Source organism: Methanohalophilus euhalobius, assembly GCF_900215215.1.
In the GTDB taxonomy this organism is placed as follows: Archaea; Halobacteriota; Methanosarcinia; order Methanosarcinales; family Methanosarcinaceae; genus Methanohalophilus; species Methanohalophilus euhalobius.
Genome location: NZ_OBDR01000002.1, coordinates 51,180 through 76,680 on the forward strand (window position 1 = coordinate 51,180; position 25,501 = coordinate 76,680).

Annotated in this window: 30 protein-coding genes and 3 tRNA genes; 15 read left to right on the forward strand and 18 right to left on the reverse strand. The window is 40.7% G+C overall.

Annotated features, from left to right (window positions below; genetic code table 11):
• Nucleotides 1–18 precede the first annotated feature (18 nt).
• Nucleotides 19–1,290 carry a 3-hexulose-6-phosphate synthase gene (gene hxlA / locus CP947_RS02470; RefSeq protein ID WP_342764919.1) on the forward strand — a complete coding sequence of 424 codons (1,272 nt, stop codon included), beginning with the start codon at nucleotides 19–21 and terminating at the stop codon, nucleotides 1,288–1,290.
• A complete protein-coding gene (locus CP947_RS02475) occupies nucleotides 1,287–2,054 on the forward strand; it encodes an A24 family peptidase C-terminal domain-containing protein (RefSeq protein WP_096711910.1) in 768 nt (255 codons plus the stop codon). Before hxlA ends, CP947_RS02475 begins: the two co-directional genes overlap by 4 nt.
• An 11-nt stretch (nucleotides 2,055–2,065) precedes the next feature.
• On the opposite strand, the gene recQ is transcribed toward CP947_RS02475, so the two are convergent.
• Nucleotides 2,066–3,865, reverse strand: coding sequence for a DNA helicase RecQ (gene recQ / locus CP947_RS02480; protein WP_096711673.1), 1,800 nt, complete (start codon nucleotides 3,863–3,865; stop codon nucleotides 2,066–2,068).
• A 131-nt stretch (nucleotides 3,866–3,996) separates the two neighbouring features.
• Here recQ and CP947_RS10480 point away from each other — a divergent pair, with 131 nt between their 5' ends.
• The 3 genes from CP947_RS10480 to CP947_RS02495 all read left to right on the forward strand — a co-directional run bounded on the left by CP947_RS10480 (nucleotide 3,997) and on the right by CP947_RS02495 (nucleotide 6,750).
• Nucleotides 3,997–4,155 (forward strand): hypothetical protein, encoded by a 159-nt coding sequence (locus CP947_RS10480; protein ID WP_165868997.1) that lies wholly within the window; start codon nucleotides 3,997–3,999, stop codon nucleotides 4,153–4,155.
• 643 nt (nucleotides 4,156–4,798) lie between these two features.
• Entirely contained in the window at nucleotides 4,799–5,713 is a 915-nt protein-coding gene (gene guaA / locus CP947_RS02490) for a glutamine-hydrolyzing GMP synthase (protein WP_096711675.1), read from the forward strand.
• The gene (locus CP947_RS02495) at nucleotides 5,710–6,750 is read left to right on the forward strand and encodes an archaeosine biosynthesis radical SAM protein RaSEA (RefSeq protein ID WP_096711676.1); all 1,041 of its coding nucleotides are present in this window, start codon (nucleotides 5,710–5,712) and stop codon (nucleotides 6,748–6,750) included. Before guaA ends, CP947_RS02495 begins: the two co-directional genes overlap by 4 nt.
• A 4-nt stretch (nucleotides 6,751–6,754) precedes the next feature.
• Here CP947_RS02495 and argB read toward each other — a convergent pair whose 3' ends face one another.
• The gene (gene argB / locus CP947_RS02500; protein WP_096711677.1) at nucleotides 6,755–7,642 is read right to left on the reverse strand and encodes an acetylglutamate kinase; all 888 of its coding nucleotides are present in this window, start codon (nucleotides 7,640–7,642) and stop codon (nucleotides 6,755–6,757) included.
• A gap of 103 nt (nucleotides 7,643–7,745) precedes the next feature.
• The gene (locus tag CP947_RS02505) at nucleotides 7,746–8,048 is read right to left on the reverse strand and encodes a non-histone chromosomal MC1 family protein (RefSeq protein ID WP_096711678.1); all 303 of its coding nucleotides are present in this window, start codon (nucleotides 8,046–8,048) and stop codon (nucleotides 7,746–7,748) included.
• 242 nt (nucleotides 8,049–8,290) lie between these two features.
• Here CP947_RS02505 and mptA point away from each other — a divergent pair, with 242 nt between their 5' ends.
• Entirely contained in the window at nucleotides 8,291–9,244 is a 954-nt protein-coding gene (mptA, locus tag CP947_RS02510; protein WP_096711679.1) for a GTP cyclohydrolase MptA, read from the forward strand.
• Between the two features lie 14 nt (nucleotides 9,245–9,258).
• Nucleotides 9,259–9,570, forward strand: coding sequence for a DUF2098 domain-containing protein (locus CP947_RS02515; protein ID WP_096711680.1), 312 nt, complete (start codon nucleotides 9,259–9,261; stop codon nucleotides 9,568–9,570).
• Here CP947_RS02515 and CP947_RS02520 read toward each other — a convergent pair whose 3' ends face one another.
• From CP947_RS02520 to CP947_RS11005, 6 genes are all read right to left on the reverse strand, one after another.
• Nucleotides 9,571–10,512, reverse strand: coding sequence for a DNA polymerase subunit beta (locus CP947_RS02520; protein ID WP_096711681.1), 942 nt, complete (start codon nucleotides 10,510–10,512; stop codon nucleotides 9,571–9,573).
• Nucleotides 10,513–10,560: 48 nt separating this feature from the next.
• On the reverse strand, nucleotides 10,561–11,070 hold the full coding sequence (locus tag CP947_RS02525; RefSeq protein ID WP_279387846.1) for an N-acetyltransferase: 510 nt from the start codon (nucleotides 11,068–11,070) through the stop codon (nucleotides 10,561–10,563).
• A gap of 115 nt (nucleotides 11,071–11,185) precedes the next feature.
• Entirely contained in the window at nucleotides 11,186–11,461 is a 276-nt protein-coding gene (locus tag CP947_RS02530; RefSeq protein WP_096711683.1) for a DUF1699 family protein, read from the reverse strand.
• Between the two features lie 167 nt (nucleotides 11,462–11,628).
• Nucleotides 11,629–11,706 (reverse strand) — tRNA-Arg (locus CP947_RS02535).
• Nucleotides 11,707–11,778: 72 nt separating this feature from the next.
• Complete coding sequence (tsaA, locus tag CP947_RS02540; RefSeq protein WP_096711684.1) at nucleotides 11,779–12,171, reverse strand: tRNA (N6-threonylcarbamoyladenosine(37)-N6)-methyltransferase TrmO; 393 nt, start codon at nucleotides 12,169–12,171, stop codon at nucleotides 11,779–11,781.
• Between the two features lie 76 nt (nucleotides 12,172–12,247).
• Nucleotides 12,248–12,325, reverse strand: coding sequence for a 4Fe-4S binding protein (locus CP947_RS11005; protein WP_096711911.1), 78 nt, complete (start codon nucleotides 12,323–12,325; stop codon nucleotides 12,248–12,250).
• A 181-nt stretch (nucleotides 12,326–12,506) separates the two neighbouring features.
• Between CP947_RS11005 and CP947_RS02550 the strand changes: the two genes are divergently transcribed.
• The 4 genes from CP947_RS02550 to CP947_RS02565 all read left to right on the forward strand — a co-directional run bounded on the left by CP947_RS02550 (nucleotide 12,507) and on the right by CP947_RS02565 (nucleotide 16,297).
• Nucleotides 12,507–13,553 (forward strand): radical SAM protein, encoded by a 1,047-nt coding sequence (locus tag CP947_RS02550; protein WP_096711912.1) that lies wholly within the window; start codon nucleotides 12,507–12,509, stop codon nucleotides 13,551–13,553.
• Between the two features lie 204 nt (nucleotides 13,554–13,757).
• The gene (locus CP947_RS02555; protein WP_172425442.1) at nucleotides 13,758–14,069 is read left to right on the forward strand and encodes a DUF2551 domain-containing protein; all 312 of its coding nucleotides are present in this window, start codon (nucleotides 13,758–13,760) and stop codon (nucleotides 14,067–14,069) included.
• A 44-nt stretch (nucleotides 14,070–14,113) separates the two neighbouring features.
• The gene (uppS, locus tag CP947_RS02560; protein ID WP_243641544.1) at nucleotides 14,114–14,980 is read left to right on the forward strand and encodes a polyprenyl diphosphate synthase; all 867 of its coding nucleotides are present in this window, start codon (nucleotides 14,114–14,116) and stop codon (nucleotides 14,978–14,980) included.
• A 303-nt stretch (nucleotides 14,981–15,283) separates the two neighbouring features.
• Nucleotides 15,284–16,297 carry a DNA-methyltransferase gene (locus CP947_RS02565; RefSeq protein ID WP_096711685.1) on the forward strand — a complete coding sequence of 338 codons (1,014 nt, stop codon included), beginning with the start codon at nucleotides 15,284–15,286 and terminating at the stop codon, nucleotides 16,295–16,297.
• 23 nt (nucleotides 16,298–16,320) lie between these two features.
• On the opposite strand, the gene CP947_RS02570 is transcribed toward CP947_RS02565, so the two are convergent.
• The 7 genes from CP947_RS02570 to CP947_RS02600 form a co-directional block, all read right to left on the reverse strand.
• Nucleotides 16,321–17,292 (reverse strand): hypothetical protein, encoded by a 972-nt coding sequence (locus tag CP947_RS02570; protein ID WP_096711686.1) that lies wholly within the window; start codon nucleotides 17,290–17,292, stop codon nucleotides 16,321–16,323.
• 147 nt (nucleotides 17,293–17,439) lie between these two features.
• Nucleotides 17,440–17,799 carry a hypothetical protein gene (locus tag CP947_RS02575; RefSeq protein ID WP_096711687.1) on the reverse strand — a complete coding sequence of 120 codons (360 nt, stop codon included), beginning with the start codon at nucleotides 17,797–17,799 and terminating at the stop codon, nucleotides 17,440–17,442.
• 526 nt (nucleotides 17,800–18,325) lie between these two features.
• A tRNA-Leu gene (locus CP947_RS02580) sits at nucleotides 18,326–18,413 on the reverse strand.
• A gap of 138 nt (nucleotides 18,414–18,551) precedes the next feature.
• Nucleotides 18,552–19,352 carry a DNA-directed RNA polymerase subunit D gene (locus CP947_RS02585; RefSeq protein ID WP_096711688.1) on the reverse strand — a complete coding sequence of 267 codons (801 nt, stop codon included), beginning with the start codon at nucleotides 19,350–19,352 and terminating at the stop codon, nucleotides 18,552–18,554.
• A 51-nt stretch (nucleotides 19,353–19,403) separates the two neighbouring features.
• Nucleotides 19,404–19,784, reverse strand: coding sequence for a 30S ribosomal protein S11 (locus tag CP947_RS02590; RefSeq protein ID WP_013037689.1), 381 nt, complete (start codon nucleotides 19,782–19,784; stop codon nucleotides 19,404–19,406).
• A gap of 14 nt (nucleotides 19,785–19,798) precedes the next feature.
• On the reverse strand, nucleotides 19,799–20,353 hold the full coding sequence (locus CP947_RS02595) for a 30S ribosomal protein S4 (RefSeq protein ID WP_096711689.1): 555 nt from the start codon (nucleotides 20,351–20,353) through the stop codon (nucleotides 19,799–19,801).
• Nucleotides 20,354–20,365: 12 nt separating this feature from the next.
• On the reverse strand, nucleotides 20,366–20,812 hold the full coding sequence (locus tag CP947_RS02600) for a 30S ribosomal protein S13 (RefSeq protein ID WP_072359858.1): 447 nt from the start codon (nucleotides 20,810–20,812) through the stop codon (nucleotides 20,366–20,368).
• A gap of 301 nt (nucleotides 20,813–21,113) precedes the next feature.
• Here CP947_RS02600 and CP947_RS02605 point away from each other — a divergent pair, with 301 nt between their 5' ends.
• The 4 genes from CP947_RS02605 (at nucleotide 21,114) to CP947_RS02620 (ending at nucleotide 24,485) form a co-directional block, all read left to right on the forward strand.
• Nucleotides 21,114–23,012: a PAS domain-containing sensor histidine kinase gene (locus tag CP947_RS02605; RefSeq protein ID WP_096711690.1), complete on the forward strand. Its 1,899-nt coding sequence runs from the start codon at nucleotides 21,114–21,116 to the stop codon at nucleotides 23,010–23,012.
• Nucleotides 23,009–23,260, forward strand: a complete 252-nt coding sequence (locus CP947_RS02610) for a PleD family two-component system response regulator (RefSeq protein WP_096711691.1) — start codon at nucleotides 23,009–23,011, stop codon at nucleotides 23,258–23,260. The genes CP947_RS02605 and CP947_RS02610 overlap by 4 nt, the downstream gene beginning before the upstream one ends.
• Nucleotides 23,260–23,622, forward strand: a complete 363-nt coding sequence (locus CP947_RS02615) for a response regulator (protein ID WP_096711692.1) — start codon at nucleotides 23,260–23,262, stop codon at nucleotides 23,620–23,622. Before CP947_RS02610 ends, CP947_RS02615 begins: the two co-directional genes overlap by 1 nt.
• Nucleotides 23,623–23,957: 335 nt before the next feature.
• Nucleotides 23,958–24,485: a DJ-1/PfpI/YhbO family deglycase/protease gene (locus CP947_RS02620; RefSeq protein WP_096711693.1), complete on the forward strand. Its 528-nt coding sequence runs from the start codon at nucleotides 23,958–23,960 to the stop codon at nucleotides 24,483–24,485.
• A 39-nt stretch (nucleotides 24,486–24,524) separates the two neighbouring features.
• Here CP947_RS02620 and CP947_RS02625 read toward each other — a convergent pair.
• Both CP947_RS02625 and CP947_RS02630 read right to left on the reverse strand, forming a co-directional pair.
• Nucleotides 24,525–24,609: transfer RNA gene (locus tag CP947_RS02625), tRNA-Ser, on the reverse strand.
• 63 nt (nucleotides 24,610–24,672) lie between these two features.
• Nucleotides 24,673–25,398: a peptidylprolyl isomerase gene (locus CP947_RS02630; RefSeq protein WP_096711694.1), complete on the reverse strand. Its 726-nt coding sequence runs from the start codon at nucleotides 25,396–25,398 to the stop codon at nucleotides 24,673–24,675.
• Nucleotides 25,399–25,501: the final 103 nt, after the last annotated feature.

Consider the following 25,501-nt stretch of genomic DNA (forward strand, 5'->3'; position numbering starts at 1 on the left):
GATCCTATTAAAACCATAATTCAGCTTGCTCTTGATATACTGGAGATCGATAGAGCTGTGCAGATTGCAAAGGAAGCAGTTGAGGGAGGTATCGACTGGATAGAAATCGGAACTCCCTTCATAAAAAGTGAGGGCATGGACGCCATTCGTACTCTCAGAGAAAACTTTCCTGAACACACCATCGTGGCAGATATGAAAATTGCAGATACCGGCAGCCTTGAAGTTGAAATGGCTGCAAAAGCCGGTGCAGATATTGTTATGGTTATGGCAACAGCCGATGATTCAACGATTAAAGATGCGCTCCAGGCTGCGCAAAAATATGGAGTTCGGCTCATGGCAGATCTCATTAGCACCCCAAAACCTGTTCAAAGGGCTGTAGAATTGGACAGGATAGGTGTGGACATCATCAATATCCACATGGGAATAGACCAGCAGATGACCGGGAAAACACCGGTAGATCTTGTTTTTGAGATTGCTTCCAAAATCAGGGCTGATATTGCTGTAGCAGGTGGACTGGATGAGCAAACTGCAGCCCGGTCTGTAGAAGCAGGTGCTGATATTGTCATTGTGGGCGGTAATATAATTCACACGGATAATGTAACAGAAGCTACCAAAAAAATTCGCCGTAGTGTAGATAATCCACAATTGAATCAGGCAAAAAAACTCGATATGGACGAGGAGATGCGCAAATTGTTCATGGAAATTTCCACCCCTAATATTTCAGATGCCATGCACCGGCAGGGTGCAATGAAAAACATCAAACCCATGCTAAATGATACCAAAATGGTAGGACCGGCTATAACGGTGCAGACATTCGAGGGCGATTGGGCCAAAACTGTGGAAGCGATAGACAAAGCAAAGGAAGGCAATGTAATAGTAATTTATAACGGAAGTTCTCATATCGCACCGTGGGGAGGACTGGCAACCCTGAGCAGCCTAAACCGTGGTATCGCAGGCGTTGTGGTCGATGGAGCGGTAAGAGACATAGAAGAGATACGCAAAATCGGACTTCCGATATTTGCCACTTCCAATGTACCAAATGCAGGCGATCCCAAGGGTTTTGGGGAAGTTAATGCACTGATTAACTGTGGAGGGCAAAAGGTCAAACCCGGCGATTACATAATCGGTGATGAAAACGGGGTTGTTGTAGTACCTGCAGAAAGAGCATACGAGATTGCAAGGCGAGCAAAGGAAGTACAAAAAACTGAAGAGAGATTATTTGATGAAATCCGCAGGGGAGGAACACTTTCCGAAATCCTTAAACTCAAAAAATGGGAGAAGCAAAAATGATAGTTATTGCCAAAATAATGCTATGCCTGGCATTTCTCTCCTATGCCTCCTATAGGGACATGAAGGAGCGCAGGGTAGGCAACAGCGTATGGCTAATTATGCTGGCAGCCTTTTCCCCCTTTATAATTTATGAACTTGCAACTTCATCCAGCCCGGTTACATATATTATGCAAATAGCTATCTCCTTTGGATTAATTTTTGTTTTTTCCTACGTCCTGTTCTATCTGGGAGCATTCGGAGGTGCAGACGCCAAATTGTTGATGGTAATGTCCATTGTGTTTCCTTTCTACCCGGCATTTACTATGGGAGGGACCTATTTCCCCACAGAAGGTGTTCCGATCATGAACTTTTTTACTTTTACAGTATTTGGTAATTCAATACTGCTGACAATAATTGTACCCCTAGGGCTTTTTATCTATAACCTGAGCCGGCCTGACGTTAAAACTACCCTCAAAAAACCCTATTTTATGTTTATAGGCTACAGGGCACCGATAGGAAAGCTTGAAAACAGGCATGTAAAACTTATGCAGCAGTACGAAAAAGATAAAAATGGCATCATTCGGACCTATTTCAGGAGAAATGGCAAAGAAATAGACAGGGAAACCCTTGAGGAATTAAAAGCATATTCAAAGAAGGGAATTATCGACAATATGGTGTGGGTTACCCCGGGTTTGCCTTTTATAGTCCCTATAACCGCCGGTTTTTTAGCGGCTGTATTTTACGGTGACCTGGTCTTTAAACTCACCTTATACTTCATGGCCTGAAAAACAAGCATTCAACAAAAACTTTTGATCTCTGACAAAAATGCATCACCATATTTTTCAAGTTTGCATTTCCCGACTCCTGTTATGGTGAGCATCTGGTTTGCAGTTTGCGGTTTACTGGAGGCCATCTGCTTCAAACTGGTATCTGCAAAGACAATGTAAGGTGGCACATTATCCCTTTTTGCAAATTGCAACCGGAGTCTGCGCAGTTTTTCAAATAACTTAGAATATTCACAATCAACAGAAGATGACTTCGAAGAAACTTTGCTTTGCCCGGATAATTTTTTCTTTGAAGCTGTTGCAGCAGATAATTGAGGTATAATTACATTAGCACCATCATTGAGAGCCGCCCGGCTTTTCTCATTTAACTTTAAGACCGGATATCTTCCGCCTTTCACTTCCAGGAATCCCAGAGAGGAAAGCCGATGAGAAAGGTCTTTCCAGTAATCTTGCGGATTGTGGGAACCATTACCATGGCAATGTAGTCGGTGGTGACCACATGACACAATTTTTTTAGCCTTTGAACCTGCAATTACCGATGCAACATGGGTTGCCCCGAATTTCTGGTTCAACTCCTTTATGCACTTAAAAATAATTAACGCATCTTCTGTAATATCCATCTGCTGTGGCGGGTTAAGGCAAACGTCACAATGTCCACAATCTTTTTCGGTAGATTCTCCGAAGTATTCGAGTAAAATTTTCCTTCTACAGGTGACTGTTTCACAGTAATCCATCATGTGGCGTAACTTGGAATGAGCAATTTCACGTTCTTTTTTAGAAGACATCTGTTCAATGAAGTATTGATGTTTATACCAATCTCCTCTTTTGAAAAAAAGAATACAATCACATGGTTGCCCGTCCCTGCCACCCCTGCCGGTTTGTTGATAGTAACTTTCCAGATCCGCTGGCAGGTCATAATGCATAACAAAACGTACATTGGACTTATCAATCCCCATCCCAAATGCAACTGTTGCCACAATTACCCTTATAGTACCATTCAGGAACTTTTCCTGAGCACGGTGTCTCAGTTCATCTGACATCCCGGCATGATAGAATGCCGCATTGACTCCTAATTTTTTCAGTCTGCCAGCAAGTCCTTCTACGGATTTTCGTGTCTGGCAATAAATAATTCCACATGAATCAGGATGAGAGCGCAGGTATGATGTGATCTGTTGGTCTGCATTCTCCCCGGATTTAACCTCATAATAAAGGTTGGTCCGATTAAAACTTGCTACATACTTCTCAGAACTGACCATATTGAGTTGTTTTGTTATATCACGGGCAACTGCAGGGGTAGCAGTAGCTGTAAGTGCTATTAGAGGAATATCTGGGAAACCAGAGCGCAGGGCACCTAATTTCCTGTATTCAGGTCTGAAATCATGCCCCCACTGGGATATACAATGTGCTTCATCAACGGCAAAAAGGTTGACATTTGCTTTTGCAAGCAATTTAAGAGTAGACGGCATAGCCAGTCTTTCGGGGGCCACATATAGAAGATCGAGTTTTCCCCTTATTAGAGAATCCTTAACATGGCTCATTTCGGAATTGTCAAGTGTACTGTTCATATAGGCAGCGGCAATGCCACGTGAAAGCAATCTGTCCACCTGATCTTTCATGAGGGATATCAAAGGGGACACAACAACAGTAACACCCTCCATAAGCAGGGAAGGCAACTGGTAACACAAAGATTTCCCACCCCCGGTTGGCATCAATACAAATACATCTTTCTTGTCCAGCACATCCTGAATAATATTTTCCTGAAGGGGACGAAAATTTTCATAACCGAAATAGTCATAGAGGGTTTGCCGCATGTTACATAGATGGTGCTGAATGCATATAAAGCTGTAAATAGCGGGTTGAAAGTATTATGTTAAAAGTTACCGGCACTGTTACAGTTAAGAAATAAATAGGGGGATTCATCCCCTATTTAAAGGAGATGAAAATGGAACAGAATGCATTATTAAATCTAATACCGGTAGACCTTAAATCTTTCGTGCAAAGGAAAAGAAGGGATTTAAAAACCATAGCATTATCCATACTTGTGTACCAGCAGGGACTTAAGTTTGAGAAAAACCTCAGAACTATTATCATATCCTGGTGAATCGATAAGTTACAGGGGAGTACATTACCGGGTACAGAAATTCAGCCGGTGCGTACAGCTTTATGCTGGTAAATTACCAGACACCATAGTAGTTGAAAGTACAGTTTGCAAGCCAGTACTGGTTCTTATACGCGGCTATAAATCCCGATTCTAAAAGAATAATCTATGCCAAGATATACCCTACAAGGAACTACCTAACTACAAAATCTTTCTTTAAGGATTTGAAACGAATATATGGAGAAATGCCAAAGAGGGCAGTTGTGGATGGGGGCCATGGTACACTGCTACAGCGAAACCCGGGATTCAGAGAACTGTAATATCCGGGGATATCAGAAATTATATCGAGCGATGGTCAAATCTTTTAAAAGGAGGATTAAGATGTTCGATAAATATTTCCCACATAAAGAGGGACTTGTTCAGCATATTAATAACTGGATACAGATGTTTAATCATAATTACATCAGAAATTATCAAAATCTAAACTCATATACGCCTTATCAATGGGAAAGATGCTTTTACTGAACAGTACCAAGTTACCGACCGGAAAACATATCTATATAAATTAAAAATTGCATCGGTACGATTAAGTCATACAAATCCCTAGTAAGCACAAATCATCATAAACCATATGGAGTTTCCTTTCATGGTAAAAACCGAAAAATTCATTCCAAAAGCAATCGAGAAAATAAAAGCCAAAGCGCAGGGCAAAACGATCATCGCCCTCTCGGGAGGTGTTGACAGTTCCGTATGTGCAATCCTTGCACACCGTGCAATTGGTGATAATCTGATACCGATCTATATAGACACGGGTCTTATGAGAAAAGGTGAAACCGAACGAATAAAGGGAATATTCGGTGACATGAATCTCCAAATCATCGATGCAAAGGATCGTTTCCTTGACAGCCTGGTGGGAATCAAGGACCCAGAAGAAAAAAGAAAAGCTGTCGGTGAGACTTTCATTCGTGTCTTTGAAGAAGAAGCACTCGGTGTTGAGGCAGAATGTCTGATCCAGGGGACCATATACCCGGATAAGATTGAATCCGATGGTGGTATCAAGTCTCATCACAACGTAGGCGGCCTGCCCGAACATATCAATTTCAAACATATTATAGAACCTATTGATGACCTCTACAAGGACGAGGTAAGGGAAGTCGCTCATGCGCTCGAACTGCCAGAAGAAATCTGTGAAAGAATGCCTTTCCCGGGACCGGGACTTTCAGTAAGGATAATCGGAGAAGTTACAAGAGAAAAGATCGAAGTTGTCAGAGAAGCAAATGCGATTGTGGAAGAAGAACTGCTTGAACAGTTCTTCCCCTGGCAAACATTCGCGGCAGTTTTGGGCAAAGGGACCGGCGTAAAAGGCGACCTAAGGGTACATGGCTGGATCGTTGCAGTGCGCGCAGTAGGTTCAAGAGATGGTATGACCGCAGAGGCCCTGGATTTACCCTGGGATACCCTCAGAAAAATCAGCTCGCGCATAACCGGGGAAATCCCCACAGCAGCAAGAGTTGTCTATGACATAACACCAAAACCACCTGCTACTATCGAGTTCGAATGAATCTTAATGATAGAATACTGGAAATTAGACAGCAGCAACGCATAAAAAAGGCTCCAAACAATGAGCCTGCTGCTGTCTGGACAGGCAAAGATCTTCTTCAAGGAGAAATAACAGATACCCTAACCCTTATTTTCAAGACCTGTGGATGCTGGTGGGGGATAAAAGGAGGGTGTACAATGTGTGGTTTTGTTTATGACAGAGCCTCCACACCTCCATCAGCTGAAGACCTATTGCAGCAGTACGAAAAAGCACTTGAGCGTTCTTCCGGATTGCAGGAATTCATAGTAAAAATATTCACATCCGGCAGTTTCCTGGATGAAAAGGAAATTGATGCACAAGTCAGAGAAACCCTACTGAATAAAATGGAAGCAGACGAAAGGATCAAGAAAGTAATTGTAGAAACCCGGCCCGAATTTGTAACAGAAGATACCCTTGCTTCCTGCACAGAAGTGCTAAAAAACACCGGATTTGAAATCGCTATTGGTCTTGAGACAAGCAGTGATTTAATACGCAAACGTTCCATAAACAAGGGTTTTACCTATGCAGGTTTTTCCCGTGCGGCACAACTTGCTCATGAGAAAGGTGTTACTGTTAAGGCATACCTGCTTCTCAAACCACCCTTTTTGTCAGAAATCGAAGGAATGAACGACATTATAGATACGATAAATGATATTGCCGGCCTGGTTGACACGGTCTCCATAAACCTGTGTAATGTCCAGAGAGGAACTTTTGTGGAACGCCTATGGGAAAGAAACCAATACAGACCGCCCTGGCTATGGAGTGTTGTCCGGATACTCATGGAGTCCAAAAAGAATCACCCTGATCTTGTAATCACATCGGATCCCGTCGGAGCCGGCTCAAAGCGTGGACCTCATAACTGCAGGGAATGCAGCCACATGGTTGCCGATACGATCAGGGAATATTCCCTCACACAGGATATCGCGATATTGGAAGACCTCAACTGTGATTGCAAGGAAGAATGGGAAAAAGTACTGGAACTTGACGGGTTAACCTTTGGCTGCCCCATCAAATCCTGAAAACTTAAAATACCATAGTGCCTATCCCGCCATCTGTAAACAGTTCCAGAAGGATGGAATGGGGCACACTTCCATTTATTATATGCACCCTTTCTACACCGTTTTCTACACTTGTGGATGCACTGCGCATTTTGGGGATCATACCGCCACCAATAATTCCCTCATCAATCAGATCCTCTACCTGAGGTGCAAGCACCCGTGAAATCCTTGTCGTAGTGTCTGAAGGATCCCTCATAAGTCCTGCCACATCAGTCATTAGAATGAGTTTTTTGGCCTGCAGGGATTTGGCAATATCTCCGGCAACCGTATCTGCATTGATATTCAGGGCATTGCCCTCATTATCCACAGCAATCGGAGAGATCACAGGTATGTAGCCCTGATTTGTCACTATATGGATCAATTCCGTATTGATTATTTCGGTATCTCCAACCCACCCCAGGTCCACACTGTGCTCTATATCCTCTATCATAACCCTCTGGGCAGGTTTTTTGCGAGCCATTATCATTTTCCCGTCTTTTCCGGAAAGACCCACACCTTTTGCACCGTGCTGACCAATCAGGGACACAATTTTCGTATTGATGCTGCCTACAAGGACCATACGGGCAATTTCCATGGTCTCGTCATCAGTAATACGCAAGCCGCCTACAAATTCGGGTTTCTTGCCCATCTGCTCCATTTTTTCAGTAATTTCAGGTCCGCCGCCATGTACGATTACCGGATGTATTCCCACGAATCTGAGAAGCACAATGTCCTCAACAATTGCACTCATTATTTCGGGGTCTACCATTGCGTGCCCTCCAACCTTTATCACCATAAATGAATCATAGAATTCACGAATGTAGGGAAGGGCTTCAATCAATATATTTTCCTTCTTATACGAGCCTTCTGACATAAAGGCTACATAGGAAAACAATGCTTTAAACTTTTTGTAAAGAAAAATAGATAAACAAGGGGATAACCCCTATATGAGTATAATAAGAAAGTAATAGAAATAATCAGACTTGCTCAAGTTTGATTATGCCTGGTTTTTCTTTTCTTACAAAAGGCTTGTTGATTTTGTCAGGCATCCAGTCTGGTTTGTTCTTGGGAGCATCAACTTCCTCTTTCCAACCATAGAAAACATGGACTTTCTTGGTCCCCCTTTCACGGAGCATAATTTTTTCAGGGTTTTTCTTGGTGCCTTTACCACGGTTTGCAACTTTAAGAGCTGCCTGTCTTGGTTGCTTTCCTGTAAATACTCCATGTTCGTTTCCTTTTTCATCCCTTAATACAAAATTTCTCGGTTCTGACTTAGACATTTAATCACCTTGTCCACCGTTACCGGTTATTGATTAGTTGTAATGTTGTTGTATATATAATTAACTTTTAATGTTGCCTTTTGATAATGATTTGAATGAAAACCGACCAAAAGGGTTAATGCACAGTAGTAAACACATACAATAAATTCGTCAACAAAACATTTACATGCGATGAATAAGTTTCAATTATAGTTTCAATTACAATCAATTTATTTTACTTAACCCGTTTAGAGGTCATTTAAATGGAACTCCCAGTATTAGAATTACCAGATGTTCAGGCAAATAAACCAAAAATACCGATAAACCTCACCAGAGTCGGTGTAACCGACGTGAAAAAACTGGTCGAGATCAAGAGAAAAGATAAAAGACCAATAGTCCTTATATCTACTTTCGATATTTTTGTTGATCTGCCTTCCGACAGGAAAGGAGCAAACCTTTCACGTAATTTTGAAGCTATAGATGAGGTTCTCGAAAAGGCAGTCAATATGCCTGTTTATGAGATAGAAGAACTTTGCGGAGATGTTGCACAAAATCTTCTCACAAGACATGAATATGCCACTCAGGCAGAAGTGATCATGAAAAGTGAGTACGTGATCAAACGTGAAGCGCCTGTGAATAAAATGCAATGTCAGGAAGTTGTCGATATATTCGCAGAATCCTTTGCAACCCGTGATGAAGAAAACAACATCGAAGTCAAGAAACTTATTGGTTCAGAAGTTGTAGGAATGACCGCATGCCCCTGTGCACAGGAAATTATGCGGGATAAGGCCATGAAAGAGCTTACAGAACTTGGAGTGAATGAGAAGACCATATCCCTTTTCCTCAAAAGGATGCCAATGCCCACCCACAACCAGCGAGGCAGGGGTATAATTTCTATCCAGACAAAGTGTGATGTCGAAGTGTCTCTGGAAGAGATAATAAAGGTTATCGAAAACTCCATGAGTTCAAATGTCTTCGAATTATTGAAGCGCCAGGACGAAGCTTTTGTGGTAGAAACCGCTCACAGAAATCCAAAATTCGTGGAAGACTGTGTGAGAACAATGGCACAGAAAGTTGTAGAAAAGTTCCCCCACCTACCCGATGATGCTGTAATAACTATTAAACAGATAAATGAGGAAAGCATACACAGGCATAATGCATTTGCCGAAAGGGTTGCGGATTTCAGTGATCTCAAAAATGAGATTGCAAATAGTTAAAGAAGGCAATATAAATGGAACAAATACAAACATCTGACATCGACGGTCACCCCCTTGAAAAAGGCATGGTGGTGAGATATCTCAATACTGGAACTCTGGGAGAAATCGTCGATATAAAGGAAGATGATGAAGGCACATGGGCCCTGATGAATACCACAGACCTTTACTACAGGGTCGATACCTTGAAAGTATCAGACGAAAAAGTAGGAAAAAGGGGAGAAAAAGAATACAGTGCAAGCGATGTAAAGGATTACCTGCTCAGCCAGGACGAGGAAGCCTCTTCAGGAAATCTGGAGAATGTATATCAGTCCACTGGAGGGGGCTGATTACAATAAACCCTCTTTCTCAAGCAACGTAAGGGAGCGCATCCATTCACCCCGGGGCTCCCTTGAAGTACCTACTACAAGCCTTTTTTTATGTCCCAGCTCCTCAACCACTCCCCTTGCTTCTATTCTTTCTCCTGTTAATGCCTGACCCGAATAGGTGTGCGTGTATGAAAGGATATGGTCTATCTCCTCATGATCAATTTTATACAACGCAGGATTATCAAAAGCAAATGTCGCATCTGTAACAGTAGCTTTTATTTGTATATGCTTGGTATCTGTCCCCCTTTCCAGGGGCTGATGTATCTGATCCCAATCTCTTGTGAAGAGGAGATCAAAATAGGTACCATTTACCATTCCACGATTTCCTTTTCTCAATTCATGCAGAAGAAACTCATCATATGAAATTTCAGGAGAGCGTTTTCTGTAAATACGTTGCCACATATTCTCATCGATTGCCTCAATAAGGGAACTGGATAGTTTTGCCCTGTTTATGGCATCACGTGCCTTAAACCAGTCCGGCCCGTAAATCACAAAATCAATATCAGACATGTCATTTTGTAAACCAGGGAGGATTGAACCGGTAACTCCCTGTTTGCTCATAGGTATACCAGCATCAGAAAGAACCGTAACAATTGTTTTGATTTGTTCATCCGAGTCAACTACTTCAGGCACCCGATCTACAGGGCTGAGAATTTCTGAAATCCGTTCCTGTGGAATTATATGTACATCAGCTATCCAATCCGGGTGATGCTTGCGCATGTAATCAAAAGAATCGGCGAAATCGTATTTCCTGTACTTCATTCCGTTTGCAAATCGATTCCCCTCCTCATCCGGAGCATACCTTAGTATTCCCCTTATACCGTCGGGGTGGAAATAATCGACTACCGAAAAAAAACAGTCTTCATCTGTACGTACAAAATCCCTTAATCTGGTCCTGATCATCCATAGCCTTCCTTTATTAAATGCAAGAGTGAAATCATGATAAATAAATTACAAATACCTGAGCAAGGCAATTTCATTGCAATCCGGGAATTTTGGACATTTTATGCAACCTACCCATACCTTATGCGGCAGTGATGCCTTTTCAACTTTTGAAAAACCCTGTCTTTCAAAAAATTCCGGCACGTAAGTAAGGGTAAATGCTCTTTTCACCCCGATGTTTTTCCCCTCTTCGATACTGGTATCCAGTAGTATCGACCCAATGCCCATTCCAGTGTGTTCGGGTTTAACAGCAAAAGACAGGATTTCGGCCAGATCTTCCCATACAACCTGAAGAGCACAGCAACCAATCACTTCACCATTTTCCTCATAAACATAAAAATTCCTTATGTTTTCATATAGTTCCCCCACAGAGCGGGGTAACATAATCTCTTTTTTCGCATAGCTGTTTATGAGGTCTTTCATGGGAGTTACATCCTCAATTACAGCCTTACGAATTATACCCGGTAACTGCTTATGGATATTAGATTCCTCCGAAATAATAGCATGAATGGTACGAATGAACAAAAGATAAATAAAAATATCGAGTCAAAATTGTAATAACCCTGTCTGGAAGTTGCAGGTGACAGGGCTAAAGAATATAAAAATTGCAAATAATACTTATAAAAAACTATAATCACTCTTCAGAATCGATTTCCTTATACATTGAGATACCAGTACTTTTCAGGTCACCTTCAAGTAACTCAACATCTTCCATTTCAAGGAATTTAATTGCCACATCTGACAGAGTTTTCCTGTAGGATGAAGGCAATTGCAGAGCCCTTAAACCCTTGCATCTGGTGATAATCTGCATAATATCCGTATTGCTCGGCCTGAAAGAAAGATGTACAACTTCTTCATCTTCTTTAAGAGTTTCAATCTCATATTTGGAATTCAACATCCTTATTCTCATCAACTCACCTCTATGAATTAATCGATATTGCGCAAATACATATAGTATTCTTTGTATAACAATATATAATTCGTACTTCATAGTATTTAATTACAATAGAGAATAGAAGAATTTACAAACTTAGGTATAAAAAGAAATACAATATAATAAATTACATAATAAGAGAATGGCGGGCGTGAAGGGAGTTGAACCCCTGACTTACAGCTTAGGAGGCTGCCGCCATATCCTGGCTAGGCCACACGCCCGCTTCCGACACATGCTGAATGTAAAAACAATCATTTATACTTATTGGTAAAACTGAATCCCAGAAAATTCTTTCAGTCAAATTTGATGGAATACGGTTTAATGTCAAGTACAGGAGTGCCATCTATGGCATCCAGGCCTTCCACTTCCAGGGTTAATCCGTCGACTGAAAGAAGGTTTACCGTTGTTATCCCTATACTATTTGGCCTATGGGGACTGCGGGTGGCAAATACCCCCACCAATTTACCATCGGTTCGACGCTTTTGCTTTAATTTATAGCCTTGACTTTTGTCAAACTGAAACAATATCTGGATTTTCTTAAATTCATCAACTCCATCCAGGGCTTCTGCAAAATCAGGATAGATTTCAATAAAGGAAATTGATGAATACATTTTTTCATCAAATACAGGTTCCTTAAAGGTACTTTTCACATAACCAACAGATTCCGGAAAACATATGTTTTTCATGTCTCAATCATACCTGCTATCAAATAAAAATATAACGGAAACATTTTTGAGATTTACCTGCAGGATTTATGGCTGCTTAATCCATCAACAAAAGAGCCTTATTTGGACAATGAGAAACACATTGCTCACAAGCATTACACTTTTGTATGTCTATTTGAACGCATCCGGAACTATAAAATTTGCATTCTCAATGCAAATAGATATACATTTTCTACAGCCTTTGCAGCCGAATACGGCTACATGTGACCCAGGTACCATGAAATGATGACTGATTTCATATTAGTTAATCGATGGGTAAAGAAAAAGTTATATACTTATATATTCATGCAAAAGCAATGGCAAATATCCAGCAAGCAGAAGCAGGCTCTTTTTACAGTTATCTTTCAACCGGTTGCAAAATGTGCCGCGATGGTGCAAAAATGGTATTGTACATAACCGGTCGTTGCGGTAAGAATTGTTTCTATTGTCCGCTATCAGAAGAGAGAAAAGGCGATGCCGCATATGCCAATGAAAGGAAAGTGCAATGCGATGATGAAGTAATAGAAGAAAGCATGCGTATGCAGGCCCTGGGAACAGGAATTACGGGTGGTGAACCACTCCTTGAAATGGGAAAGGTCCTGCATTACATCCATCTACTGAAAAGCACATTCGGACAAAAGTACCATATTCATCTCTATACTGCCTTACCCGTAGATGAAAAAGCAATTAATAATCTTGTTGAAGCAGGACTGGACGAGATACGTTTTCACCCTCCTCTGCAGGAATGGGAGAATATTAAAAAAAGTAAATTTAAGACGGCAATTCTCAATTGTAAACAAGCAGAGCTGGAAACAGGAATCGAAGTGCCTGCCATAGAAGGTATTGGAAAGTTTGCTGATTTGTGTGATAACGTTGATTGTTACATCAATTTCAATGAACTGGAATTTACAGATACAAATTACAGGGAATTGCATCGCAGAGGGTACCGGTTAAAGGATGATATATCAAATGCGGTAGCAGGTTCACGAGATAGTGCATTAAAAGTCATAAAACTTTTTAGAAGGGGGCATTTCTGCTCATCTGCATATAAAGACGCTATACAGTTAAGGAAACGTCTTATTAGGATTGCAGAAAATACCTCTCGCTCATTTGACGAAATAACCGATGATGGAACAATCATATTTGGAATAATACATACCAAAAATACTGCTAAAATACTTGAGCAATTGCAGGAATTTGAAGTTCCTGAAGAAATGTATGAAATAAAGGAAAATATAATTGAGATCGCATCCTGGATACTTGAAGATATTGCAGATGATATCCGCGACATTAGTGATAAAATTGAAATTATTGAAAGATACCCTACCTCAGATGGCCTGATTGTGGAAAGCATGCCTGTTTAAAGTGCAAAAATACCCTTGAACTTAAAATAAAACAATATGTTTTTATGTTAAAATGAATAATAAGGGGCAGTTCAAACCTTAAAAGGCAGGCAAACAGGTATCCCGCATCAGAAAAATAAAAGGTCTTGAGATTGTTTCTTTTCAGGGATACATATTACAAGTTAGCATAAATATATATGCAAAAATAACATAGTTTAGATAGAGGTGTTCGTGCTGGAAACCATTGAAAACCGGGTAAGATCAAGGCTGATAAAATATCTTGGCCGGGATGAAACAGGGATACGCAAAGTGGTGCTTAAACTGTTCCTTGACGGCGGGAAATATACCACCAATGATATCTATAAATACCTTCATGAAAAGAATTTTGATATCAGTTACAGGGGAGTTTCAGCTATGGTTGGGCTCATGAACACACGCCTGGGAATCCTGAGTATTGATGTAACCGGCGACCACAATATCTATTTATTAAAAAATGATTACAGGGGTATTGTACGTTCAGTACTTGACAATTATTAACATCACCTGTAGCTCTGATAATGATGTGGCGGATATTACCTGAAATGTTGTATAAAGGATATGAATTTTTTCTGGAAAAAAATATCCGTAATTCTAAATTACCGCAGCATATAGCTATTATAATGGATGGAAACCGCAGATATGCCAAAAAACTTGGTAAATTCACCTCATACGGCCATGCCCGGGGAGCCGATATTACTGAAAAAGTCATTGAATGGTCCTATGAAAGCGGCATCAAGGAATTGACAATATATGCTTTTTCTACTGAGAATTTCAACAGGAAAAAAGATGAGAAGAAAAGTATACTAAAACTTATAGGAACCAGACTTGAAGAGATGTGTGTTGATGAAAGGACACATAAAAGACGCCTAAAAGTACGTGTAATTGGAGACAGAACCCTTTTGCCAGGGGACCTCTTGCAGAGTATTGATAAAGTCGAGATGGCAACAAAGGACTACGACAGGCTAAAACTTAACATTGCAATTGCTTATGGCGGAAGACAGGATATCATACAGGCCATACGTGAAGTTGCCAGGAAGATAAAAACAGGGAATATCAAAACGGGTGAAATAACTGAAAAAACCATATCCAGACACCTATATCCGGAAGAAAATTCAGCCGTATCAAATGTTGATCTCATAATTCGCACAGGGGGAAATGAAAGGGTTTCGAATTTCCTCCCCTGGCAAGCATGTGGAAATGAATGTGCAGCCTATTTCTGCGCCCCATACTGGCCGGAATTCAGGAAAATTGATTTCCTTCGATCCATCCGTACATACCAGCAGAGACAGGAAGAGAGAAGCAGAACACTTTCCAACAGGACAATGCATTTTATCCATAATATAGAGAGAAAACTGGATGTAAGAGATGTTGATGCTCAACCAAATAAATTACCTGAAAAAAATAGCTAAAATTCATAAAAGGCCGGTATCATCAGAAACCATGACGGGAGGGTGATGAAAGCCGGCCAGCCTTTTTATTGTTAATTGTTCCTAAAGTGGTCCAGTTTTTCATAGCGTTTGGTTCTCTCGATAAGTCCTTTGAAGAATTCATCCATACTTATCACCTCAATAAGAAATAAGAATATAAGCTATTTTAAGGACCTCCAAGCAAGGTGAAAGTAATATAAATGACTCAAAAACAGCCACTTTTTAGACAATATTTATTTATTCTTCCAGATAGGTTATGAAAATACCTGGCGTAAGGAGTTGAAAATGAAGCCCGCTGAAATTTATGGGAATGTATTTTACAATGAGGATTGCATTACAGGAGCTGCAACTCATATCCCCGATGGATCGGTAGATCTGATAATTACCGATCCTCCATATGGGATAAAAGGGGACAAATTACACCAGCATTACAATAGGAATGAAAAATTTGTAATTGATGGATATGTAGAAATCCCGGAAGATAAATATGCAGATTTCAGTCTGACCTGGATTAAAGAAGCAGAAAGAATTCTAAAACCGGGTGGCTCCATCTACATTGTCTCCGGATACACAAATCTCTATCATATCCTCCATGCTCTGTACCAGACAAATCTGGAGGAGATCAATCACATAATATGGAAATACAATTTTGGTGTTTACACAAAAACAAAATACGTATCCTCCCATTATCATATTTTATACTACCAAAAACCCGGCAAAAGGCGCACCTTTAATCTGGAATCAAGATACGGAACCTGTGAAAAAACAGAAGATGGGAGGTCACTGAATTACAGGGACAGGGAAGATGTCTGGATAATTAACAGGGAGTACAAACCCGGCAAAATTAAAAATAAGAATGAATTGCCCTATAAACTCCTGAAGAAAATTATACAATACAGTAGCAATGAAGGCGACCTTGTTTGTGACATGTTCCTGGGCGGATTTTCAACTGCAACCGTTGCAATTGGCCTGAATAGGCGTTGTACTGGCTTTGAAATATCCGAAACGATGTTTAGAGCAAAAACCCGGGAAATTGGACAAAGCAGTGTCATTAAACCTGGATTTATGATCCCGGAATTACGCAAACCTATCATCAAGAATCTGGAAAACCAGGGAAACTCCTGGACTTCACATGAGGAAGACTACCTATTTACAAGATACAGGGAATTGCGCCAAAGTGGACAAAACAAAAAAGATATTATAGAGATAATTGGCGAAGAATTGGGCAGAGGTAGATGGAGTATCGAGAAAGCAATTAAGAAAATGGAAAAAAAAGATGAAAACAGACATCCACAATAAAACCAATCTGGACTTAACCCGGATCACAATTTAATTCCTGTTGTATAATTAATTGATTTTGACGTAGGAAATACAAAAGAAAACACATTATTTTTTAGCAGAAAAGAATCCAGATTAGTACTATCTTTAAAAATATCGCTTAGAACAATACTCCTGCGAACACCTTTTATTTCGATAAATTTATGCGGGAATGTAGGGGCATGCCAACCTGTAATATGTTCTATCAGTTCAAGCATCGCAAGAATACAGGCTCTTTCTTTTTCAGTAGATGTCCACTGGCATTGATAACCGGAAAGACCCAGATGATAAGACCTAACCTGACCCCTTGAGACATTCAACCCGGTTCCCTTAAGGAGAGGAAACAGCCAGTCGGATAATAAATATTCAAACTTATACGTATCAATTAATTCGAAAGAATCCAGAAATGCCGGTGAACTGAAAAAATTCATCACCCATTCATGAACATTCGACCTGAATCTGTGACGCTGTCCATTTACATAAGAGGAATCCGCAAGCCATACAAGACTTCTGGTCTTTATACCCAGACCCGCTTCTGATTCAAACAGCCAGAGAAGAAAGTGAATGGTACTTAACGGATACTTTCTCCTGTAACTTTGGAGATGGATGCCCCTTAGAAGATTTGGATTCAGTGAACTGGAATGACCTTCAAGGCAGTCCTGACAGCTGGATCCTATTATGTGATGCCCAATGGAGAAGATACATGGATGATATATGTCCAGATCCACAGCAATATATTTTCCTTCAAGCAACTTATTATGGAAATTTTCTACAGTAGATGAAAAACTTAATGTTTCATAGTCATAGACACCAACTATGTCCCATCCAAATTTTGTTTTAAGAAAAGAGGCGCTCAGAAGGGAGTCAAGATCGTTGCCAATAATCATACCCTCAACGTTCTGCGGATTATAGAATGGATAAAAATTTCTAACAATAGTAGAAGGGACATTGCATCCCGTATCCCTCAAAACAGACATATAAATCTCCTTTCCATCATATAAATCAAAAACTTACGCCCATAAATAAATCAATTCTCGATTATTGAATATATAAAGTGAGTTCAAGCACTAATACTTTATCAATTTATTGCCGATTATTGGGAGTTATGCAAAGAAAAGATGAAATCAGGGTGAAAGATTACAAACTTCGGCTGGTTCGCAATAATCCATATTTGCACAAAAATCCGGTTTTAAATCCAGACCTAACAGGAAAGTTCCCATAGAGTTGTTCGATTCAATACCCATCCTGGATTTGATATAGGAATCACTTAACCTTGAGGGTAATGCAACCATAGCTTCTGAAACACAGGAGATATTCTCAACTTCAGGGAAAGGTTTTGCCTGAATTAACATTTCAAGTCCTAAACCCGGTGATTTGAGGGCTTTGAACCTATCATTATAAAACACTATGTTACCCATCACACAGCAATCCTTGCATTTTTCAAGTCGTGCAAGCTCCAGAGGATCACTGATATCTTCACCCACAATTTCATCCCCGTATATGAGTTTCAGATTATTTTCTGGCCAATCATATTCCTGGTTTGTCAGGAAAGAGACAAGAATCTGTGAGCCAAGTGTTTTTTTTACCCCGGTATTATTTTTAATTCCAAGGCTGGCGGAGGATTTCTTTTCATCAGAAACCTCAAGCCCAAAAATATAATACCTGTCAGCCTGATTCAGTAAAAGAGTTTCTTCGATGCCTTTTATTGACTTTAGTGTATTCTCTATTTTACCCCAGATATTCTTTATTGAAATGAATAAATCCCCCTTTGACTATAGAGCGATATTTAATCAACTAATTTTGTAATAACTCAATTCTATTTAACTATTGTGCAAAACGCAGACCTATCAAAACCACACTAAAAGATAAAGGAGGGTTTAAGTTGGCCTGCAGTAAACCCTAAACTTATCGTTAAAATAACACAGTTAAGGAGCGCCTATGTAATATTATGGGAAATAAAAATCAAGAAAGGTGAATATGCAAATGTTTTTAATGGCTTAAAAAAGTATTTGGTGCGAGGGAAGGGATTCGAACCCTCGAACTCCTACGAGACTAGGCCCTCAACCTAGCGCCTTTGGCCTGGCTGGGCAACCCTCGCACGCTGTTGTTTTTCGCCATAAATGGGTCAATGCTATATATACTTTGCCCATATGGATGGCCAACAAAAATTCCAATTATGAACTTTTGCTTCTGCTATTAGATCCTATAAAAGGATAATAGGAAAAGATGTCTCCTATTACAATTCACCCAGGATGTCATCAAGGGTTGAAGCTTTCGTCCTGATAGTATTAACTGCATTCATAATTAACTCTTTTGCACTATATGAACCATCGGATTCAAGAGTAAAAATAAAAGATGTATCATTCTCACGAACCGAGATTGCATCAATCCCACAGACTTCTACACACTGCTTGCAGAGAGAGCAATTCAATAGCCTATCATTCACAACTTCTGCAGATTCCTCACCAAGGGCCAATATATCGCGAGGACAGGCCTCAACACACTTTTCGCAGAGATCACAATCCTCAATTTTGATCACTGGCACATTTTTGTAACCACAGGCAACTCCTGCCTGCCATTTAGCGTGGTCGTGACCGTAACCCATCTTTGCAATCGCTTCAAGGACAAGTTGCTGCCCGCCTTTAAGCTTAACAACAGGGATGTTGGAATCAGCAGCTTTTACTTTAGGATCTGCGGATACAAGGTCCCCTGAATAAACAGTCTTTTCCTCACCCATTGGTGCTTCTACACTCAATGTGAGGGAAACCGTACAGGCCGGACACCCCTCTTCACAGGAACACTCTTCATGAGGAGTAAACTCATCGAAACTTGTCACAAGAGGTACCAGGGCCAGTCTCAAAGCTATCTGTTCATCATAAAGGACTGAAGTATTGTTGTAAATATTGACTTCATCGATTGCGAGAGTGGGGACATCGGCAAGCATAGCCCGCCTCAATCCGTTCGCAAAAGCTGCATCCACATCCGACAAAATAAATCTGGCAGATCTATCAGACAGCTCAAGTATATCGATTTCCATTTTCGGGAACCTCGTGAAATTACAAACCTGTCTATATGTGTTACACTGCAATTAGACGCGCCTGCCGCCTATTGGACGGGTACCGTCATGTGGCACAGGCGTTACATCCTCAATACGTCCAATCCTGATACCTGCACGTGCGAAAGCCCTAATGGCTGCCTGTGCACCTGGACCGGGACTTCTCTGCTTGTTACCACCGGGAGCACGGACACGAATGTGTACACCTTCGACACCTTTATCCCTGAGAGTATCTGCAAGCTGGCCGGCCATCTGCATAGCAGTATAAGGAGAACTTTCATCCCTTGCAGCTTTGACTACCATCCCACCGGATGATTTCGCTATTGTTTCAGCACCTGTTATATCGGTAACTGTGATTATAGTATTGTTAAATGAACATTTGATGTGAGCAACAGCCCATATTCCATTTGCCATAATTCAAACCTCCTTCATTCCTCCACAAGGGAAGATGCAATCTGAGCGGGTCTCTCCGGGTGTGACTCGGTAGTCATAGGTGATGTTCCATAGTAATCAATCATCATCTCATCCTGTTTTGATACCAGCATACCAGGAACTGTCAACTTCTTACCATCAATTGCAATATGACCATGGGTAATAAACTGTCTTGCCTGCTTGGGAGTTCTGGCCAAACCAAGTCTGTGGACAAGAGTCTGAAGCCTTCTTTCAAGAATAACTTCTGTATTTAGTGCCAAAATATCATCGATCTCGGCATCGCTTTTGATCATGGAATAACGAATCAGTTTGGATAGAATCTGGTCTGCTTCAGTCTTTGCGTGACCGGTAAGTTCAGCTTCTGCAGAATCAGCAAGTAACCTACGGGCATCTGCCCTGTATCGTCTGAGAATACTATCTGCTTTCCAGAGTTCTTTTTTATTCCTGAGGCCGTATTTTTTGATCAGGTCAACCTCATTTGCCATACGGGAAGCTTGCCAGGGGTGCTTCGGAGTGTCATAACTTTTTCTTTTCTTTCCGGGATAAACCATATCAAATCACCTTCATCTTGTTTTGCTGACACCAATTGTGGACCCACCGCGTCCTGCGGATTTGGTTCTCTGTCCACGTACCTTCAAACCTCTTTCATGGCGTATACCACGATAGGCACGAATCTTTTTAAGATCGTTCAAATCTTCCCTTATGGTCAGGTCAATATCCTGTCCAAGAAGGTGTTTATTTTCACCTGTCAACAAATCCTTTTGCCTATTAAGCATCCACACAGGAAGGTGATTTTCAAATGTCTCTATAGCTTCATTAAGCCTGGCAATACCCTCATCAGAAAGATAACCAATGGTTTCTGATGGATCTACTTCTGCACTTTCTGCAATGAGTCTTGCAGTCCTTCTACCAATCCCCTTGATACCGGTGAGTGCATAAAGGACCTTCTGCTTACCCTGCAGGTCAGTGTTCATTATACGTACAAGATGTCTTATTTCTTCGTCTGCCATTATAAACCTCCTTAAGGACACATTCTTGCGTCCCGTAGCCCTGGAACTAAGGTCCAGCACTGCCCTTTTACAGGCTGTGTAAAAACCTATGATACAGACTTACTCGGCCCACTATGACTTTCTCTTATATAATGTTAATGTCTGAAATAAGATCAGGTCGATGTTAAACAGCATATGTGCCAATACCTTTCATATAAAAATAAGTTGTGATCAAAAATAGTAGATATCTGTTTATTATAAGTAATAATTATAAATAAAAACCAAACAGATTATTTGTATATATAATGAGGAACCGATAGCCATGACCACTGAAAAATATACTGATGCTAAATTTGAAAATTTTTGTGGCCTTCAGATATTGGAATGTCTTGACAGTTTTTACGATATCCTGGCATCTTCAGAGAATACGGATAAGCTGATGAAAGATATTACAGAACTCCTGACAGGTAACAGTGGAGAAAATCAGTATTTCGCACGCATAACTTTTGAAGATAAAATATTCACAAGCACCAGCTTCCTTGAAACGGACCTTAAACTTGAAAACAACATCAACATCAATGGAAATACAAAAGGCAAACTGGAGTATTACAAAAACAAATCCTCAAAGGACACAGACTTCCTGGATGAAGAAAAAAAACTGATGGAATTGATGACAAAAAGCCTAAGCAAGGCTATAAAGAGCAGGAATGCGGAAGACAAACTAACCCATTCTGAAAAAAAGTTCCATACTATTTTTGACAACGCAGCTGATGCAATTTTCATCCATGATCTGAAGGGCAATTTTCTGGAGATAAATCAAATTGCCTGCAAAAGACTTGGATACACCAGAGGAAAATTACTAAACCTGACACCCATGGATATTGATAGTCAAACAAATGCCAAAGAAGTACCCGAAATGATTGAACAAATCCTGAAAAACGGTTCATTGATATTTGAAACAATCCATCTGACCAAAGACGGCAAAAAAATTCCCACGGAAATTAGCAGCAAAGTCATTGATTATCGTGAAGAAAAAGTAATACTCAGTATTGCACGGGACATCTCCAAAAGGAAAGAAGCGGAAGAACAGATTGGAAAACTACAACATCGCCTACAGAATGCAATGCGGGAAGGTAACCTTAGCTGGTGGGAAATGGAAATTCCTGGTGGCAAAGTAAACTTTGATCCCGGTAAAGTTACCAGACTGGGATATTCCCTGGATGAATTTAAAGATGCGCATTATACTGATTTCATTAAACTGCTGCATCCCCGGGACAAAGAAATTGCAATGGAAGCAATGCGCTGTCATATGGAAGGAATATGCCCTACCTATGAAGTGGACTACCGAATAAAAACAAAAGATGGTAAATGGAAATGGTATCACGACAGGGGTGCAATTACAGAAAGGGACAAACAAGGGAATCCGGTTATTGTAAGTGGTATTGTAGTGGACATCACAAAACGTAAACATGCAGAACTTGAGATGGAAAATGCAAAAATCGAAGCTGAAACTGCCAACCGCACAAAAAGTGAATTCCTTGCGACAATGAGTCATGAATTGCGCACCCCACTTAATTCCATAATCGGATTTTCGGATATACTACTGGATCAGGTTTTTGGGGAACTGAACGAAGAACAAACCAAGTATGTGGGAAATGTGCTTAAAAGTGGCAAACATTTGCTCGAGCTCATTAACAGCATCCTTGACATATCGAAGGTAGAAGCAGGAAAAATTGAACTCCATTACGAGATGTTCTATTTGGATGATGTTTTCAGAGAAGTTAAAACAATCATTTCACCACAGGCAGCCAAGAAATCCATAAACCTACAGATAGACCCAGCCGAAAACATTCCAAAAATAAGAGCAGATAAAGGAAAGATTAAGCAGATTCTTTATAACCTGCTAAGTAATGCGATAAAATTTACCCCGGAGGGAGGCAACGTGAGAATTATTCCTTCCACATCTGAAGACATGGTGCATGTAGCTGTAGAGGATACAGGCATAGGCATTGCTGAAAGTGATCGGGACAAATTGTTCAAACCCTTTGTCCAGCTTGATTCCACGTCAAATAGGGAATATGAAGGTACGGGGCTTGGGCTTGCACTTATAAATAAGTTCATAGAACTTCACAGCGGATCACTTGAAGTGGAAAGTGAAGAAGGAAAAGGCAGCACATTTACTTTTTCCATACCTGTTGATCCTCCGGAAAAAACGAATTGATACCGGAAGACAAAGTTGAAAAGAAACTGCCTGAACCGAAAGTTGACGAGGAAAGCTTTGTCGCTACACCTCACAATCCTAAAGGAGATGATCCATTAGTGGTGGTTGCTGAAGATGATCCAAAATCAAGAGAACTTATGCTTGCGATGCTGAGTTCGAAAGGATACCATGCAATCGGAGTGGAAAGAGGAGATCAGGTAATAAAAATATCAAGGAACTCAAACCACTTGCCTTCACCCTTGATATAATGATGCCCGGTCAGGACGGCTGGAACGTACTTGATAAACTCAAAAAGGACAGCCATACACGGGACATACCTGTTATCATAACATCTATACTGGACAAGGGCAAAATCGACAGCATGTGGGCAGTTGAAGATTATTTTGTTAAACCTCTTGACAAAACCGATCTTATCGAAACACTTGAAAGAGTCAGGAAAAGCATGAAACCAGAAGAGACAACGATTCTTGTGATAGATGATGAGGAAAAAGATAGAGAACTTATCCATTCCATGCTGGATTCGGAAGGTTTCGGGATACTGGATGCTTCCGGAGGAAAAGAAGCAATAGAAATTATCCAAAAAAAGCAACCTGACATTAGTACTGTTTGACCTGATGATGCCAGAATTCAGTGGCTATGATGTTATTGAATATATCCAAAACCATGATCCTATTTCGAAGAGTCCATTATTGTCTGTACTGCACAGGAACTTACCAACAAAAGCAGAAAAATGCTTGATGATAATGTTGCCTGCATTATGCATAAAGGAATGTTCCGGCGCCAGGAACTCGTACAACTGATTAATAATCTCAAACATAGAGATAATTAATTCGCCAGATTTGCAGAAACCAGAACTAACTGAGAAGTCGAGGATATTTGTTGCATTGGTATTGTAATCGGTAATACCAAATAGGATACAGCAGATATCGTAATACGGTGATCGATATGGATAATAAAAAGAAAATATTAATGGTAATCGCCCAGAAAAATTTCCGTGATGAAGAATTCCTTCAACCCAGAGAGATCTTTGAAAATGCGGGATTTGATATAACCGTTGCAACAAATCAAAATAAAGTTGCCAAAGGTATGCTTGGAGGTAAAGTCAAACCCGACACGACCATTTCCTCTGAAAAGGCCGATAGTTATGATGCCATTGTCATTTCAGGAGGCGGGGGGGCAAAGCAATATCTATGGGATAACAAGGAACTGCACGAAATTGTCCAGGATGCCTACAAACAGGACAAATTGATCGCTGCTATCTGTGTATCACCGGTAGTGCTGGCAAAAGCAGGAATACTGAAAGGTAAAAAGAGCACCGTATTCAGCGATCCGGAAAGTGTAAAACAGATCAAAAGGGGAGGAGCTGACTATAAGGACAAAGAGGTTATCAGAGATGGCCATATAATCACTGCCAGAGATCCAAAAGCTGCTCGCTCATTCGGCAAAACTGTCACGGAATTCCTGAAAGAATAATCTACCTTCCTTTTTTTGATTGTTAAAAAAATAAAAAGACGCTGAGGGGGAGATTCGAACTCCCGGGGCGCAGAGCACCACCGGTTTTCAAGACCGGCGCCGTAGGCCGCTTGGCTACCTCAGCACAATGAAAAACAATCACAAGCATCGGGTGAACAGCGCTTATGATATAAAAGATTGGCGAAGATTACTCTTCACCTGATTCATAATCTTCGCTTTCTGCTTCTTCCTCTTCTGCAGATGCAGGGGATCCTACCGGATAAGTCTCGACAAATTTGACTTGTTCCATTCCGATGTTTTCGATTATCTCAGAAGCAATCCTGTTCTTTGACATGAGCCAGCGCTGGTTGAAACTCAGTGCAACAGGGATGTTGATAATGGCAGTCTTATCCTCAACTTCAACTTCGATTTCTGGTACACCTGTGTAAAGAGAAAGCAAACCATTTATTTTGTCAACATCACCTTCGAGTTTCTCATCAATAGTGTATTCATAGGTTACTTCTTTGCCTGCAAGGGGATGATTGAAGTCAACACGTGCACGTCTTCCGATGACCTTGGTGACCACACCACGTTTTCCTTCTATTTCTACACCCATCCCAGGAGTTGCTTTACGGTCCTCGAACTTATTCAGGGAAATGGTCTCGACCTGCTTGGGGTCATGTTCTCCAAATCCTTTTTCAGGAGGAATGACAAGTTCTCCCTTGTATCCAACATCCTTGCCAACAAAATCCTCGTCAAGCCCTTTAATGGTATGACCGGCACCTACAACTACCACATCACCGCCATATACTCCACGTGGATTGAATATCTGGTTTTCCTTGGCCAGTTCCTCATCGGTAGTGTCAAAAATCAGACCGCCTTCGAATTTACCAGTATATGATACTTTTATGAAATCTCCGTTCTCGATTGCCAATATAATCAACTCTGAATTTAGCTTTTAATATGATATGTTAAAGGTCTGTCCCGTATAGCCTTCTGCCTTTATATAACTTTTTGGAAACTAGACGACAGGATGG